The sequence below is a fragment of the Pectobacterium sp. CHL-2024 genome, assembly GCF_044751765.1.
Lineage (GTDB): Bacteria > Pseudomonadota > Gammaproteobacteria > Enterobacterales > Enterobacteriaceae > Pectobacterium > Pectobacterium brasiliense.
In genome coordinates, this window is record NZ_JBIXKO010000008.1 from 55,948 (window position 1) to 70,951 (window position 15,004).

Here is a 15,004-nt window from a genome sequence, read left to right on the forward strand (position 1 = left end):
ACCAAAAATAAATTTTAAATTTATTAGGTGAAGAACTACTTTAAGAGAGGCATAGCGGGAACGGCGATAATCGGCTTATGTTAATCTGCGAAGCAGGTAATGCCGTGATTGGTAAACGATTAAGACTGGCGCGAGTGAATGCAGGATTAAAACAGGTCGAGCTCGGTTGTCTCGCTGGTCTGGATGAAGAGACGTCGAGTTCCCGCGTAAGCCAATATGAAAGGGAAGTCAGTTCGCCGGATTTTGGTCTGGTTTGCCGGTTTGCGGCGGTGTTGGATGTGCCAGAAGCGTATTTCTATGCTGTCGATGAGGATCTCGCAACGCTAATCTTGCAATACCATCGTTATAAGAAAAGTAACCCTAATTCTACGTTATTGATTACCCCGCAATAGACCTTCATTCATGTATCCGGCCTGAGTAATTTCCTGACGTTTCACGATTTTTTGTGAAATGCTGAGGTAAAAACTTTCTCGCTGTCTGAAAAGCAGATCCTGTTATCAGGATCTGCTCTTAGGAGCGTTATCGATCAGGCCGCTCCAGCCGTCTTATGTTGTTGAGCATAAATGTATGGCGCAACATATCCTTCTCGGTTGGTATCCAGATAATCCGACCACCATTGCATCATCGCTTTACGGGCCTCGAGATATTCTGCTTTATGAATGTAAGCTGCTCGAACGCTATTGCGTTCCTGATGACTCATTTGACGCTCAACTGCATCCTGTGACCACAGGCCAGATTCCATCAGCGCACTACAGGCCATTGCCCGAAATCCGTGACCGCAAATTTCATCTTTCGTGTCATAACCCATCAAGCGTAGCGCCTTGTTGACTGTGTTTTCGCACATCGGCTTATACCGATTATGATCACCGGGAAATATTAGTTCCTGATGCCCGGAAATTTCCCGTATCTGTTTCAGAATAGCGACGGATTGACGGGATAGGGGAACGATATGCGGCGTGCGCATTTTGGCCCCACGCCCGGAATAACGCACTCCGGGGATGGCTTCGCGGGTGGCTGGAATGGTCCAGATTTTGTTTCTGAAATCGATCTCAGACCAACGGGCAAAACGCAATTCGCTGGAACGGATGAACAGGTGCAGGGTGAGTGAGACTGCCAAGCGGGTTAATTCTCTCCCTTGCTTGTAGTCCTCAATGCTAGCCAACAGCTCCGGTAGTCGCTCCAGCGGAAGGGCAGGGTAGTGACGTTTAACTGGAGGGGCGATAATGCCATCCAAATTTGCCGCCGGATTGTGCTCTATTAATTCCTGATGCACGGCATGACGCATGATGTTGCACATATGCTGTCGGGTTCGTGCCGCCACTTCCAGCAAACCTTTTTTCTCAATCCCTTTCAGCAGGTCGATGAAGTGGCGAGTTTTCAGTTCTGTGACTGGCAGGTGTCCAATTATCGGGAAGATATGGTTATTCATGCTGGCAAGCAGACGGGCGGCATGGTTCTCTGACCAGGTTCGGTTGCTTTTATGCCAGCTCAATGCCACGGTCTTGAAACTCTTTGCAGGAGAACGAGCCGCCTTTTCAGCGGCGCGTTGCTGCGCCGGGTTGATATTCTGTGCCAGAAGTTTGCGGAGTTCATCGCGTTTCTGGCGCGCTTCTGACAGACTGATTAACGGATAAGCGCCCAATGCTATGCGGGTTTCTTTGCCACAAAAATAGTATCTGAAGTACCAGAGACGTGAACCAGTAGGTTTAACGTGAAGATACAGACCGTGTGAATCGGACAGTTTTATGGGGGTAACAGGTGGTTTTAAGTTGCGGATTTTAGTGTCATTAAGGGACATATGCGGGTCACTCCATTATCGAACCGGAAAGACCCCAAATCTGACCACCAAATTCTCCCGATGCGGAGGGTAAACTGAAAATGCATCGGGAAGACTTTTCACGCTAACCTATTGAATCTAAATCACATAGGGATTCGCAAAGAGGCATGAAAACAAGAATTTGGCTCCTCTGACTGGACTCGAACCAGTGACATACGGATTAACAGTCCGCCGTTCTACCGACTGAACTACAGAGGAATCGGTTAAGTGCGATGGATAATAGCGGGAGCGTTTCGGGTTGTCAAAGGCTGTTATCGCTTGGTGCGTTTGATTGCCGAACTAATAACCAACATATTGAAATTATTGCTCAAGTTGAGCACTGGAAAGCAATGAAATAAGCTGAGTCGCGGGCGGGTTTGCACCCTAAAATAGCAGGGGTTGCTTTAAGATGGTGCAGGTTGGTATGGGCTTGATGACGGGGTTTCCAGACAGAATCAGGTGTTTTGGTTAGCAGAATCATTGCTTTTCCTTATTTTACCTGTGGCTTATCAATGAGGTATCACTTTTTCTTAGGCATAGAAACATAATATGGCGCGCTTTTTGCTACCTCTTTAGGGTAACTACTCAGGAGGCAGACATGAATCTTAGACGGCTCAAGTATTTTGTGAAAATCGTTGATATCGGTAGCCTGACACAGGCTGCTGAGTTGTTGCATATTGCACAACCGGCGCTGAGCCAGCAGGTCGCGACGCTGGAGAGTGAACTCGAAAAACAGCTGCTGGTACGGAGCCGGCGTGGTGTGACGCCCACCGAGGCGGGGAAAATTCTTTATTCTCATGCACAGACGATATTGTCACAGTGCGAACAGGCAAAGGATGCGGTGAGTGGCGCACGACAATCAATGAGTGCGTAAGCGTTAGCCATAGAGCCAGCCATTTCTCGATGGCTGGCTACTCATCAGATTTTTGTGTCAGATGTTCGATAAAAATGGCACTCTTTCTTATTTTTTTGTGAAGACTATCACAACTCATAGCATTATCTGGCTTCCTCAACGCAGGGATTTTTGCTCTTAAAAATAAAATGGTTTTTTAGTTTTTTTATTTATTTGGTTTGTTTATCTGCAACTTCATTTTATTGCTGCCGTGTGAATATGATTTCCTTAAAATGATAATAGACACTAGCGGTCAGGCCATTCACAGTGTTACATTAATCTTCGTTATGTTTTCTCTAATCCTGTGCACCAAGAACAGGTGTTGCCTTATGGGTGTATGACGGTTATTTTTTTGATTAAGGAGTTCAAATGAATAATATCCTCTCTCATCTTTTAATAAAGTTGGCAGAAAAAGAAGTTGGAGAAAAAGCGCTTAACGCGAAGATTGAATCGTTAGAGATGCTGATTTCTGCCATTGTTTCAACACTTGATGACAGTAAAATCAATGAGTTAAATAGAAAGATAGAAGGTGTCGTTGCTGATGCTTCACAGCGGCAGGATGAACATAATTACTTAGCTCTCGAACTATTGGCAAAAAACATCAATCGAATCACAACCGTTTCATTGCGGGAATAACTTTCTTATATATCAATGGTGACGACATTAATTGTTCGCATATTAATTTTCGTATATCCAATTGAGAATTGTTTATATCCAATAATAGAGAATACTTGTGCTATGCGTGATTTTGCTGAAAAAAATTGAAGGCGCCGACGTCTGTCCGCGCCTTTCTTGCGTTTATACCTTTTACTTCACATCAACAGCCTGCTTTTTCCGACGAATAAACTGATAAGCAATAGCCAGAACAATAAACCACAGCGGCGTGACAATAAGCGCCTGCCGTGTATCTGGCTGTAATGTTAACAGTACAATAACAAAAGCGAAAAAGGCCAAACATATCCAGCACATGAAAATACCCAACGGCATTTTATAAGATGACTCGGCATGTAGCTGAGGGCGCTTTTTACGGTATGTCAGGTAAGAGCACAGGATGATGCTCCAGATAAACATGAATAAAATCGCGGAGACGGTGGTCACCAGCGTAAAGACCGTCATCACGTTCGGAATCAGGTAGATCAGCACCACGCCCGAAAGCAAACAAATACAGGAGAACATCAACCCAGTCGACGGAACCGCGCGTTTAGAGAGCACGCCGAAACTTTTCGGTGCATCGCCTTGTTTCGCCAGGCCAAAGAGCATACGGCTGGTGGAGAATACGCCACTATTCGCCGAGGATGCCGCCGACGTCAGTACGACAAAGTTGATCATACTGGCGGCTGCAGGTAGGCCAACCAGTACGAACATTTCCACGAAAGGACTGCGATCCGCAGTAATTGCGCTCCACGGGGTGACGGACATAATCATAATTAACGCAAAAACATAAAACATGATGATGCGAATCGGTATGGCGTTAATTGCACGGGGCAGCACGACTTTCGGATTTTTCGTTTCAGCGGCCGTTGTACCAACCAGCTCGATACCGACAAATGCGAATACGGCGATCTGGAATCCGGCAAAGAATCCGCTTATCCCTTTAGGGAACATGCCACCGTCATTCCAAAGGTTGGTAAAGGAGGCGACGTTTCCTGATGGGGAAGAGAATTACATCATCACCAGCGCGACACCGACCACGATTAACGCAACGATAGCGACAATTTTGATCATCGCGAACCAGAATTCCATCTCGCCAAACAGCTTCACGGTTGCCAGATTTAGCGTCAGTAATAACAGAACGCAAAGCAGGGAAGAGACCCACTGCGATAAATCAGGGAACCAGAACTGTGAGTAGGCACTAATGGCTACGACATCGGCGATCCCGGTTACGACCCAGCAGAACCAATACGTCCAGCCGGTAAAGAAACCTGCCCATGGCCCAAGGAGGTCAGCAGCGAAATCGCTGAATGACTTATAGTTGAGGTTGGAGAGTAATAGTTCTCCCATTGCGCGCATGACAAAAAACAGCATAAAACCAATGATCATATAAACGAAGATGATCGAAGGACCCGCCATGCTGATTGTTTTGCCCGAGCCCATAAATAGCCCGGTACCGATCGCTCCGCCGATGGCGATGAGCTGAATATGACGATTAGTCAGATTCCGTTGCAGTCCCTCTCCCTGTTCAGAGGCAAGGTCTGCGGCTTCTTTTGATTGTTCGACCATGTAAGTACACTTTCCTGTTTCTGTCTGTGATGTTTTTTTGAGCTCTTTGGCGGCTCTCGTTTACGAAAATCGAAACGAATAAGATAGCGCAACCGCAGTACTTATTACAGCGGATGTCTGAGATAGCCAGGCATAAAGAGGGCAGCTAATGATGTAAGATGACGCTGTATGTTTTTCGCCCTAAAATGAAGAGGATATAAAATGATGAGAGGCTAGAGATAAATAGGCTGAGCAGGTTAACAAAATTACCAATTGCTAACAATCCTATTATTAGGCATAAAAAATTAATATGAAGTATTTGACAGACACGCCGGGTAGGAGAATAATCCTCGCCGTTGGGTCGTTAGCTCAGTTGGTAGAGCAGTTGACTCTTAATCAATTGGTCGCAGGTTCGAACCCTGCACGACCCACCAACAATTTCAATGAGTTATGATATTAATTTCAGTTTGTTATTATTTCTGTTTTCTTTGGTTAATTTATTTTTAATTATATCCGTTCTTAATGCTAACCGTATTTTCTGCGTTGGTTTTCCCCATTTTATTCTATTTTTATCACTTTCATAACAAATCCCCTCGCTTAATAGTCGTGACTTTTCGATCATGTTTTACTGGTATTCTGCTGTCATGCCAGGTGGAGACATAAGGTGTCTGATGATATCGCTGAACGTTATCACTTTTGATGGCGAGAATGTGCCTCAATCGTCCTGAAGAGTGGCGATAAGGTGCTATGCTTAGCAGATGGAATCGTTGACAGATCGTTTATGATGTGACGAGTTGTTTGCACAGGGTTGTGTTCATATCCACTGGGGCGGCGTTTAGAGGTAGCTGGAGTTTCCTGGTTAGCCATAAGCAAGTTTCTGCTTGATTTCGGAGGTTCATATGGGATTCGAAAAATTACTGGCTGTCATAGAAAAAAGTCACCAGGATCCAAAATCGGTTATCTCATTGTCTGAACTGAGCCAGGCAATCCATGAGATAATTTGTACGGAAAGTTCAAAAGAGTACAAAATAAATGAATGCTTCACTGAGCTGAGGGAGCTGGTTGATGAAAGAAAAGCACTTTCCAGAAAACAGTTCCTGGATAAAGCGTTGGTGATGGAATTAACGCTTTATAAAAAGAAAGAAGAGGCACTGCTTTTGAAACTCATCAGCATCGGGAATAAATAGACGAGCGTCTCTATTTTTTAAATCAGGAAGACAATGCTAAATATTACTACACCGCCAGATCAAATTATTAAGATGGCGGTGTAGCAAATAGTGCTATTTACGGTAGCTGGTTTTGATTTGTTTAATCGTGTTATCAAAGACAGCGGCTTGCTCAGCATCTTCCAATTGAGCAATATATCTTTCCATATTGATGATAACTTTACCGGCATCTGCCTGGCCGATTGCTTTTAATAACAGCGTAACCATAGCCTTCAGGCAGGTAACCTCGTGGGCCAGTGTTTCAGCGGATGCAGTAGTAGAAAAATCTGCGTTGCTCATGTTTTGTCCTCAACAAGAAAAAGATGTTTTCCTTCGCCTGCTGCGGGCGTTACCGCTGACGCGACAGGCAGAACCAGATGGCGGGAGTATAACATAAAGCATATTGTGGATTGATATTATTCGCGGATAAAGCCATTTTAGTGACTGTTTTTTATGCATTTAACTTATTTAAATAGCGTCTATATTTTGGATGTTTTTGGGAGGTAAAGGCTATAGATGTGTTTTGTTTAATACATATGATGTTCACTATGGACGTTTTTCACTGAATATATTATTTATATAATATCGTGGCAGACGATGATAAAATTTCTAACCACATCCTGATTACAATAGTGACTTTTTATTGACATTCAAGATGTAAAGCCAATTGCATGCCATTTGATTTGCATTGTTTTTTATACATTTTGTGCCACTGACGTGTTTATACTGTGTGGCGTATTTGAAATGTTAAGAATGTGATCAACATACACCATCAGGTTAACGATATATTGTTATGATCGGGAACGTGCTTTATTCCTTCTCGGTATATTTTAAAATACATATTCATATAAATCTGTGTTCATTATTTTTTGAAACCAACGTAGTATCACCTGCAAGCAACTTTTTATGTAAGTGTTACTCCCTTTTTTGGAGAATTATTCTTTGATTAGCGTTTTTCTTGTTGATGACCATGAACTGGTGCGGGCAGGGATACGACGCATTCTTGACGATATCAAAGGTCTGAAAGTGGTTGGTGAGGCATGCTGCGGTGAAGATGCTGTCAAATGGTGCCGAAGCAATGATGTAGATGTTGTCCTCATGGACATGAGCATGCCGGGCATCGGTGGGCTTGAAGCAACGCGCAAGATCCTGCGTTTTACGCCAGATATAAAAGTCATCATGCTCACTATTTATACTGAGAATCCGCTACCTGCTAAAGTGATGCAGGCCGGTGCCGCGGGATATGTGAGTAAAGCTGCCGCTCCTCAGGAAGTGATCTCCGCCATTCGCGCTGTACATGCTGGTAAACGGTATATTGCTTCTGATATTGCTCAGCAGATGGCATTAAGCCAGTTGGAGCCGCAGATGGATGCGCCGCTTGAGTGTTTGTCTGAACGCGAATTACAGATTATGCTAATGATAACGAAGGGACAGAAAGTGACTGAAATTTCAGATCAGCTTAATCTTAGCCCTAAAACAGTGAACAGCTATCGCTACCGTATGTTCAGCAAGCTGAATATCAACGGCGATGTAGAGTTGACTCATCTGGCTATCAAGCATGGGCTTTTTACCGCGGAGACATTGTTAAGTAGTGAGTGAGAGTTTCGATGCTTCGGCATTTTTAAAAACGGTAACGAGCCAGCCTGGCGTCTACCGGATGTATGACGCCGGTAATACGGTCATCTACGTCGGTAAGGCAAAAGACTTAAAAAAACGACTTGCCAGCTATTTCCGCAGTCATGTCGCCAGCCGTAAAACCGAGGCATTAGTCAAAAGCATCAAGCATATTGATGTCACGATCACGCATACGGAAACTGAAGCCCTACTGCTGGAACACAACTACATCAAGCTTTATCAGCCGCGTTATAACGTCTTGTTGCGTGACGATAAATCCTATCCCATGATTTTCCTGAGCGGTGATGCGCATCCACGTTTGGCTGTTCACCGTGGCGCTAAGCATGCGAAGGGCGAATATTTCGGCCCATTTCCCAACGGCAATGCCGTGCGCGAAACGCTAATATTGCTGCAAAAGCTGTTTCCGGTTCGCCAGTGTGAAAATAGCGTCTATCGCAATCGCTCTCGTCCTTGCCTGCAATATCAAATTGGTCGCTGCCTCGGGCCTTGCGTTAGCGGTTTGGTTAGCGAAGAAGATTATCAACAGCAGGTTGACTATGTTCGCCTGTTTTTGTCTGGTAAAGACCAGCAAGTACTGAATCAACTCATCTCCCGGATGGAAGCGGCCAGTCGCGATCTGCATTTTGAAGATGCAGCTCGGATACGCGATCAGATCCAGGCGGTTCGGCGTGTGACGGAAAAACAATTTGTTTCCGGCGACGGCGAAGATTTGGATGTTATCAGTGTTGCCTTTGATGCCGGCATGGCTTGCGTCTATGTCCTTTTCATCCGACAGGGAAAAGTGCTTGGCAGCCGGAGCTATTTCCCAAAAGTGCCTGGCGGTACGGAATTGGGGGAGGTCGTGCAGACTTTTGTCGGGCAATTCTATTTGCAGGGAAGCTTAGGCCGAACGCTTCCTACAGAAATTCTGCTCGACTTCACTCTGCCCGATAAAGATTTACTGACGGAGTCTCTAACGGCAGTTGCAGGAAGAAAAGTACAGATTCAAACGAAACCCCGCGGCGATCGTGCGCGTTATTTAAAACTGGCGCGGACAAATGCTGCGACGGCGCTGGTCACAAAACTGTCTCAGCAGTCCACAATTCACCAGCGACTGGCGGCGTTAGCTAACGTGTTGCAGTTGCCAGAAATCCATCGGATGGAGTGTTTTGATATCAGTCATACGATGGGCGAACAGACTGTGGCATCCTGCGTAGTATTTGATGCCAATGGCCCGTTACGTTCGGAATATCGCCGCTATAATATCAGTGGCATTACGCCAGGCGATGATTATGCCGCCATGGCGCAAGTCCTCCGACGTCGATATGGTAAAGCGCTGGATGACAGCAAAATACCGGATGTCATTGTGATCGATGGCGGAAAAGGGCAGCTCGGCCAGGCTCAGGACGTGTTTGACTCGCTGCAGGTATCGTGGGATAAAAACAAGCCTCTGCTACTTGGTGTCGCGAAAGGCAGCGATCGTAAAGCTGGGCTGGAAACGCTGTTTTTTGAGTCGACGGGCGAGGGCATGGCACTACCGCCTGATTCTCCCGCATTGCACGTTATCCAGCATATTCGCGATGATTCGCATGACCATGCAATTGGCGGACATCGTAAGAAGAGAGCAAAAGTAAGAAATACCAGTACGCTGGAGCTTATCGAAGGTGTCGGCCCTAAACGGCGTCAAACCCTGTTGAAATACATGGGGGGGCTGCAACCTTTGATGAATGCCAGTATTGAGGAGATTGCAAATGTTCCAGGAATTTCGCATGCATTGGCAGAAAAAATCTTCCATGCATTGAAACACTAGGGACAATGTTGCAACATACTCTTAGTATCCACTCCAGCCAGATAGTTACCTAAGCGCTATGCAATTTAATATACCGACGTTGCTTACCCTGTTTCGTGTTGCTCTTATTCCGTTTTTTGTGCTGGCGTTTTATCTTCCATTCGTCTGGGCACCGCTGCTCTGTGCGTTGATTTTCGTGTTTGCTGCCATTACGGATTGGTTTGATGGTTTCCTTGCCCGCCGCTGGAAACAGACCACGCGTTTTGGTGCCTTCCTCGATCCTGTTGCGGATAAAGTGATGGTGGCTGTCGCGTTGGTGCTAGTTGCGGAATACTATCACTCCTGGTGGATTACGCTGCCTGCCGCGACAATGATCGCGCGGGAAATCATCATTTCAGCATTGCGCGAGTGGATGGCTGAAATTGGTAAGAGAAGTAGCGTTGCCGTGTCGTGGATAGGGAAGGTTAAAACCACGGCTCAGATGATGGCGCTTTTTGCTTTGCTGTGGCGCCCAGAACGCATTGTTGAAGGCGTTGGCGTTGTGGCGTTGTACATCGCCGCCGTACTGACGTTCTGGTCCATGTTTCAATATTTGAACGCCGCAAGACACGATCTGCTTGAACCTTGATCGAAGCGCCGTAAAAACCAGCAAACGAACGCAGTTGCTTGATAATTTTATTGACTCATTGCGTCAGGTCAGTAGAATGCACCGCATCAACAGCAACGCTGGTTTGTAAGAAGTTAAGATAATCAGTAAGTTCTGTGTTGCGGGAATAGCTCAGTTGGTAGAGCACGACCTTGCCAAGGTCGGGGTCGCGAGTTCGAGTCTCGTTTCCCGCTCCAATTTAAAACATCGGCAATTGCGGATGTTGGTCACTAAGACCTGAATATTTTGGCGCGTTAACAAAGCGGTTATGTAGCGGATTGCAAATCCGTCTAGTCCGGTTCGACTCCGGAACGCGCCTCCAATATTTAAGCCCGGGTGGTGAAATCGGTAGACACAAGGGATTTAAAATCCCTCGGCGTTCGCGCTGTGCGGGTTCAAGTCCCGCCCCGGGCACCATTGATTTAAAACGAATTAAAATAAGCACATTGCGTGCAATGTCGTAGACCGCCGAGAGGCGGTTTTTTTGTATTTAAAAAATGGCAAGTGGCAGCATTGATTTTATGCATGAAAAAAGCAGCCAAGAATTTAACTGCTTTTGTTAAGCCGGATTGAACAATCTAATCAGGCGGGTAGTATGCCTGACTTTGTCGCGATTGACTTCGGTTTTGATACAGGTGCGCTGGATATGGAAATCACCCTCGGTGGGTTGGATGCTGGCTTGTTGAAAAAGTGGGGCGCCTCCACTGCGGACGGTATGTAAATGCGCTTTGCAGGTTCGTATCAGGATGAAGCCACGGGCGAAGCGGTGCAGTGTCATTAAACGTGCTGCAAACGATGCCCTACACAGGAAAAGCCTAGCCGCTGATCGAAGGGACGGGTAATATCTACGGTATGTACATGATTACCAACATCAATGAAACCCGTTCCGAGTTTTTTAACGACGACAAAGCGTTGCATATCTCATTTACGTTGAGACTAGAACGGGTTAGCGAGGAGGCGGGAAATCCTGGGCAATATGGATGTCGGCTTATCCTGATAATACAGTCATTTTTAACTGCTCTCACTGACAATAGGCTATAAATAAACCGGAAAACCTAGAAAATTTGATAATCACTTAAAGAAACTAAAAAAGATACCGATAACGACGGCTCACTGAAAATTATACAGGGATAGCAATATGGAAAACCCCTCAATCCAAAATGGGTTAAATAACAATCAACTACATGGTTTGACTATTTTTAGGTTTATTGCAGCCTTTTATGTTTTCATTTTTCATTGTCAAATTAGATACCCTCTTGATGTACCAAATTTTGTTACGAGAGCACTAAATAATGGTGCGATCGGTATGTCATTTTTTTTCATTCTATCAGGTTTCGTTATGGCTTGGTCTGCCAGAAATGGCATACGAAGTGATTATTTAAGGGCCAGAATTTCAAGGATTTATCCAGCATATATTTTAATGGGGATTATTTCATTACCTTTTTTGTTTGATATTGAAAATGAAAAGTTAATCCCATCTTTAGTATTGTATTTTTCTGGGATGCAATCATGGATACCTGACTCTTTCTCTTCTTGGCACTTTATTGGATCTTGGTCTGTATCCACTGAGCTTTTTTTCTATATGGTTTTTCCTTTAATTCTTCCATTAATTAATAAAAATCCCAAGTCATCATTACTAATAGCATATGTTATCACCTCGCTAATTATCCCATTTTCAATGGCGTTTAGCGGTTCAAGCAATATGCCATATTTTTATATAAGTCCAATACATAGGCTACCAGAGTTTATCATTGGGATAGCACTTGGCGTTATGTATACGAATGGTTTTAAATTGACTATGAAAAGGTATCAATTATTATTGGTTGCTTTCTCTTTGTTGATATTACTTTTTGTATCTCCAATCAGTAACGATGGTTACATGAAAAGAAATTTCGCCACAGTATTAGCAACTGCCTCTTTGGTTTTTGTTTTTGCTTGCTCAAAGGTTGAAATGAATGTTTTCACGCGGCCATTTATTTGGCTAGGTAAGATAAGTTACTCTTTTTATCTTATGCAAATACCAATAATATTGTTTTTTTTAAAATACCCAAGTGTTTTTTTAGGGATGGAAAACTATCAAGTCTGGGTGGTTTTCGGTGCGTTAAATCTTATACTGGCGGCGGTGTCTTATTATTTTGTTGAGGAAAAATTTATAATTAAAATTAAGAAGAAATCCTTTGCTTAAAAAATGAGGGCGTTTCAGTACGATTCGCCCTCACATTATCGGGACGTTTTACTTTTTAATCTGAGCTTGTTCAACTGCGAGTCTGCCTACAGCATTAGCGCGGAGCGTAGCGAGCTGTTCGAGTAGCCCTTTTGCATCCACCATAGGGTGAGGCTGGCCAGGCTGACGTACTTTTAGCTGATTTTGCACTTCAATTTGACCGTTACTGAAAGGATGTGCGGTGAGATGGACTGTAATGGGGCGTTTGGTGTCTTTTACCATTGCTTTGATGCGATCGATGCTTCGAATATAGGCTTCAACCTGCTGTGGACTATCGATAGCGTTTAGACCTAATCCACCAATGGTAATTGCGCGGTAAGTGTTATTTCCCTCTTTGACATCGAATACATAAGATGTGGTTCCCCAAGTGTGACCGGGCGTCATGTAGGCGTGAAATGTCGTATCACCAATGGTCAACGCGCTACCATCTTTCACCAAAATATCTGTGGCAGCAGGAGCAGGCATCGTCCACGCGTTAGGTTTTCCCTGTGTATTTTTCGCATCCAACTGTGCTTCCTTCCAACCTTCCTCAGACATGACAAATCGTGCATTGGTTAGCGCTTTGAGTTTAGAAACGCCACCTACATGATCAAAATGCCCGTGTGTCAGCAGTACCATTTTGATCTCTGCCGGGTCGACGCCGATTTTCTTAATATTATCGATTAGCTGATCCGTAAATTCACCATACAGCGTATCAATAAGTACTGGGCCCTCACTGGTTTTGATAAGCCAGGCTGAGACCCAGCAAATGCCGACATAATAAACATTGTCGAAGGCTTGGTAGGGCTCGACAGTCTGTGCCTTTGTATCATTCAGCCAACGTCCAAGTTCCGCAGGCATTTTGCCACTGCTGCCAAATTGGCTGAAAAGTTGGTTGATGGTTGATGATGGACCGCATCCTGTAAGTGTGGGGATGGTGGTGCTATTTATTTCTGCATCCGGTGAAGGGAGCGAGTGAGCCGTAGCAGCCATATTGAATAAAAGTAAGAAAGTAGCCAGAGGTGTAAGACGTTGGTTCTTCATTCTTTATCTCTTGTCTGGATAGTAAAGCCCAGACTATAGTTGCGAAATTCGGACGAATAAATACGAGGAAATGCAAACTAACGTTGCATATTTCGAACAATACGAGGATTTATGGACCGCTTTGTTGCCATGCAGGTATTTGTAGATGTGGTTGAGTTAGGGAGCCTTACTGCCGCAGCGAACAAGCTGGACATCTCTCGTGCCATGGCTACGCGCTATATCGCGTCATTGGAGAAAGCATTCGGCGTTCGTCTATTGCATCGTTCCAGTCGCAGTTTGGGATTGACGAGTGCTGGGAGCGAGATTTTGTCCTATTGTCGACAAATTTTAGCGTTGAATGATGATATTGGCGCTGCCCTTGAGAGTAAAAGCCAAGAGCCTAATGGCTTGATCCGGGTTGCTAGCAGTATTTCATTCGGCCAATCCTATCTGGCCGATGCGCTGAGGCGTTATTCCGCCCAATATCCTAAAGTTTCCATCGAGATGGTGTTAAAGGATGCGTCAGTGAATCTGGTGGAACAGCGTATTGATCTGGCTATTCATGTTGGTGACAAACTCGATCCGACGGTAATTTCACGCCAGTTGAGCCGCTGTGCTTCTGTCGTTTGCGCAGCGCCCGATTATCTGGCACGAAACGGAACGCCCCAACGGCCAGACGATCTCAGGCAACACAACTGTTTGTACCACACGCGTTTTGGTCGTGTCTGGCGATTCCAAGCCCCATCGGCTGACGGTGTAGATCTGGTAATGGATGACGTGGGCGTTACGGGCAACTTTGCCGCGAATGATAGTATGGTGCTTCTGCATGCCGCGCTCGCGGGCGAGGGCATCGTTCATTTACCCGCTTTTACGACGGATCCTTACCTTCGTACCGGCGCACTGGTTCGCGTTCTGACAGACTACGTATTGCCTGAGTTGGGGGTCTATGCGTTATATTGTTCACGCAAATACTTACCTACCAGCACACGTACGTTACTGGATTTTTTGCTTAATGACTTGTCGAGCGGCTAGATTTATAGTGCTAAGAGGATAACCCTATCTCTGTAACAGGCGTGTTTGTTGTCATTACGCGAGCTGTTGACCTTGTTCCGCCATTTCTTTTATACGTTCTTGCACTTTGAGATCTAACGCCATGCGTTCTTCTACTGGCATTGCCTCGTATTGCTCCTTGGATATTCCCATGGAGGCGAGTACGGAGAAGAATAATCTTTCTTCATGAGACATGGAGACCCAGTCCATAAACTCCTGTGCTGCTTTTGAGCGTTGAGGCTCAACTTTAGCGCTGGGTTCGTGTCTGGAGATCTGCCCGCTATCCTTTGCTTTCTCAAGTGCCATTTTGAAAGTATCTTCACTTGGCGCAATAGCGTGCTTACTGGCCTGGGCAAATAAAAGATTAGCCCCCTGAATATCCGATGTGATCATATGAACTCTCCATAGTTAGACAGGATAGATACTCACATAGTCTGAAGGGATGTTATCGAAAAGATACCACCTGGATGTATGTTTAATTCACCGGATTAGTTGTGATACTGGAACCGGAAGGCGGCGAGGGTTTAACTAGCAAATCGATGTGGCGTAAAGCGACGTTTTACATCG

At 45.1% G+C, this 15,004-nt stretch carries 14 protein-coding genes, 5 tRNA genes and 2 pseudogenes; 15 read left to right on the top strand and 6 right to left on the bottom strand.

Annotated features, from left to right (window positions below; translation table 11 throughout):
• The first annotated feature begins 77 nt into the window (after positions 1 to 77).
• Positions 78 to 392, top strand: a complete 315-nt coding sequence (locus ACIPUG_RS13390) for a helix-turn-helix domain-containing protein (protein WP_025918867.1) — start codon at positions 78 to 80, stop codon at positions 390 to 392.
• Positions 393 to 526: 134 nt separating this feature from the next.
• On the opposite strand, the gene ACIPUG_RS13395 is transcribed toward ACIPUG_RS13390, so the two are convergent.
• Positions 527 to 1,798, bottom strand: coding sequence for a tyrosine-type recombinase/integrase (locus ACIPUG_RS13395; protein ID WP_400338760.1), 1,272 nt, complete (start codon positions 1,796 to 1,798; stop codon positions 527 to 529).
• Between the two features lie 161 nt (positions 1,799 to 1,959).
• Positions 1,960 to 2,035 (bottom strand) — tRNA-Asn (locus tag ACIPUG_RS13400).
• A 379-nt stretch (positions 2,036 to 2,414) separates the two neighbouring features.
• On the opposite strand from ACIPUG_RS13400, the pseudogene ACIPUG_RS13405 reads away from it, so the two are divergent.
• Together ACIPUG_RS13405 and iraP are read left to right on the top strand one after the other, a co-directional pair.
• Positions 2,415 to 2,684 (top strand): annotated as a pseudogene (locus ACIPUG_RS13405) (LysR family transcriptional regulator); the annotation flags it as partial.
• 393 nt (positions 2,685 to 3,077) lie between these two features.
• Positions 3,078 to 3,344 carry an anti-adapter protein IraP gene (gene iraP / locus ACIPUG_RS13410; RefSeq protein ID WP_039285735.1) on the top strand — a complete coding sequence of 89 codons (267 nt, stop codon included), beginning with the start codon at positions 3,078 to 3,080 and terminating at the stop codon, positions 3,342 to 3,344.
• 171 nt (positions 3,345 to 3,515) lie between these two features.
• On the opposite strand, the pseudogene cycA reads toward iraP, so the two are convergent.
• Positions 3,516 to 4,928: pseudogene (gene cycA / locus ACIPUG_RS13415) on the bottom strand (D-serine/D-alanine/glycine transporter).
• 337 nt (positions 4,929 to 5,265) lie between these two features.
• Between cycA and ACIPUG_RS13420 the strand changes: the two are divergent.
• Both ACIPUG_RS13420 and ACIPUG_RS13425 read left to right on the top strand, forming a co-directional pair.
• Positions 5,266 to 5,341, top strand: a tRNA-Lys gene (locus tag ACIPUG_RS13420).
• Between the two features lie 465 nt (positions 5,342 to 5,806).
• Positions 5,807 to 6,094 carry a hypothetical protein gene (locus tag ACIPUG_RS13425; RefSeq protein WP_014915937.1) on the top strand — a complete coding sequence of 96 codons (288 nt, stop codon included), beginning with the start codon at positions 5,807 to 5,809 and terminating at the stop codon, positions 6,092 to 6,094.
• Between the two features lie 93 nt (positions 6,095 to 6,187).
• Here the strand turns inward: ACIPUG_RS13425 and ACIPUG_RS13430 are convergent, their stop codons facing one another.
• A complete protein-coding gene (locus ACIPUG_RS13430; protein WP_014915936.1) occupies positions 6,188 to 6,412 on the bottom strand; it encodes a DUF2594 family protein in 225 nt (74 codons plus the stop codon).
• A 642-nt stretch (positions 6,413 to 7,054) separates the two neighbouring features.
• On the opposite strand from ACIPUG_RS13430, the gene uvrY reads away from it, so the two are divergent.
• The 9 genes from uvrY (at position 7,055) to ACIPUG_RS13475 (ending at position 12,346) form a co-directional block, all read left to right on the top strand.
• Positions 7,055 to 7,711, top strand: a complete 657-nt coding sequence (gene uvrY / locus ACIPUG_RS13435; RefSeq protein WP_400338762.1) for a UvrY/SirA/GacA family response regulator transcription factor — start codon at positions 7,055 to 7,057, stop codon at positions 7,709 to 7,711.
• Positions 7,704 to 9,536 carry an excinuclease ABC subunit UvrC gene (gene uvrC / locus ACIPUG_RS13440; RefSeq protein ID WP_010279371.1) on the top strand — a complete coding sequence of 611 codons (1,833 nt, stop codon included), beginning with the start codon at positions 7,704 to 7,706 and terminating at the stop codon, positions 9,534 to 9,536. The genes uvrY and uvrC overlap by 8 nt, the downstream gene beginning before the upstream one ends.
• A gap of 58 nt (positions 9,537 to 9,594) precedes the next feature.
• Positions 9,595 to 10,143 (top strand): CDP-diacylglycerol--glycerol-3-phosphate 3-phosphatidyltransferase, encoded by a 549-nt coding sequence (gene pgsA / locus ACIPUG_RS13445; protein ID WP_039285745.1) that lies wholly within the window; start codon positions 9,595 to 9,597, stop codon positions 10,141 to 10,143.
• Between the two features lie 139 nt (positions 10,144 to 10,282).
• Positions 10,283 to 10,358, top strand: a tRNA-Gly gene (locus ACIPUG_RS13450).
• A gap of 51 nt (positions 10,359 to 10,409) precedes the next feature.
• Positions 10,410 to 10,483: transfer RNA gene (locus ACIPUG_RS13455), tRNA-Cys, on the top strand.
• Between the two features lie 8 nt (positions 10,484 to 10,491).
• Positions 10,492 to 10,578 (top strand) — tRNA-Leu (locus tag ACIPUG_RS13460).
• A 139-nt stretch (positions 10,579 to 10,717) separates the two neighbouring features.
• Positions 10,718 to 10,882 (top strand): phage major tail tube protein, encoded by a 165-nt coding sequence (locus ACIPUG_RS13465; RefSeq protein ID WP_272938247.1) that lies wholly within the window; start codon positions 10,718 to 10,720, stop codon positions 10,880 to 10,882.
• A gap of 137 nt (positions 10,883 to 11,019) precedes the next feature.
• Entirely contained in the window at positions 11,020 to 11,202 is a 183-nt protein-coding gene (locus ACIPUG_RS13470; RefSeq protein WP_234812616.1) for a phage tail protein, read from the top strand.
• A 97-nt stretch (positions 11,203 to 11,299) separates the two neighbouring features.
• On the top strand, positions 11,300 to 12,346 hold the full coding sequence (locus ACIPUG_RS13475) for an acyltransferase (RefSeq protein WP_039520128.1): 1,047 nt from the start codon (positions 11,300 to 11,302) through the stop codon (positions 12,344 to 12,346).
• 48 nt (positions 12,347 to 12,394) lie between these two features.
• On the opposite strand, the gene blaCAR is transcribed toward ACIPUG_RS13475, so the two are convergent.
• Entirely contained in the window at positions 12,395 to 13,408 is a 1,014-nt protein-coding gene (blaCAR, locus tag ACIPUG_RS13480) for a CAR family subclass B3 metallo-beta-lactamase (RefSeq protein WP_039528728.1), read from the bottom strand.
• Positions 13,409 to 13,519: 111 nt separating this feature from the next.
• Between blaCAR and ACIPUG_RS13485 the strand changes: the two genes are divergently transcribed.
• A complete protein-coding gene (locus ACIPUG_RS13485; RefSeq protein WP_039528726.1) occupies positions 13,520 to 14,419 on the top strand; it encodes a LysR family transcriptional regulator in 900 nt (299 codons plus the stop codon).
• A gap of 54 nt (positions 14,420 to 14,473) precedes the next feature.
• Here ACIPUG_RS13485 and ACIPUG_RS13490 read toward each other — a convergent pair whose 3' ends face one another.
• Entirely contained in the window at positions 14,474 to 14,830 is a 357-nt protein-coding gene (locus ACIPUG_RS13490) for a hypothetical protein (protein ID WP_052238125.1), read from the bottom strand.
• Positions 14,831 to 15,004 lie beyond the last annotated feature (174 nt).

Coding starts and splice junctions, on each gene's coding strand:
- ACIPUG_RS13390 (WP_025918867.1), top strand. CDS start 78: ATGTTAATCTGCGAAGCAGGTAATGCCGTGATTGGTAAACGATTAAGA.
- ACIPUG_RS13395 (WP_400338760.1), bottom strand. CDS start 1,798: ATGTCCCTTAATGACACTAAAATCCGCAACTTAAAACCACCTGTTACC.
- iraP (WP_039285735.1), top strand. CDS start 3,078: ATGAATAATATCCTCTCTCATCTTTTAATAAAGTTGGCAGAAAAAGAA.
- ACIPUG_RS13425 (WP_014915937.1), top strand. CDS start 5,807: ATGGGATTCGAAAAATTACTGGCTGTCATAGAAAAAAGTCACCAGGAT.
- ACIPUG_RS13430 (WP_014915936.1), bottom strand. CDS start 6,412: ATGAGCAACGCAGATTTTTCTACTACTGCATCCGCTGAAACACTGGCC.
- pgsA (WP_039285745.1), top strand. CDS start 9,595: ATGCAATTTAATATACCGACGTTGCTTACCCTGTTTCGTGTTGCTCTT.
- ACIPUG_RS13470 (WP_234812616.1), top strand. CDS start 11,020: ATGATTACCAACATCAATGAAACCCGTTCCGAGTTTTTTAACGACGAC.
- ACIPUG_RS13475 (WP_039520128.1), top strand. CDS start 11,300: ATGGAAAACCCCTCAATCCAAAATGGGTTAAATAACAATCAACTACAT.
- blaCAR (WP_039528728.1), bottom strand. CDS start 13,408: ATGAAGAACCAACGTCTTACACCTCTGGCTACTTTCTTACTTTTATTC.
- ACIPUG_RS13485 (WP_039528726.1), top strand. CDS start 13,520: ATGGACCGCTTTGTTGCCATGCAGGTATTTGTAGATGTGGTTGAGTTA.
- ACIPUG_RS13490 (WP_052238125.1), bottom strand. CDS start 14,830: ATGATCACATCGGATATTCAGGGGGCTAATCTTTTATTTGCCCAGGCC.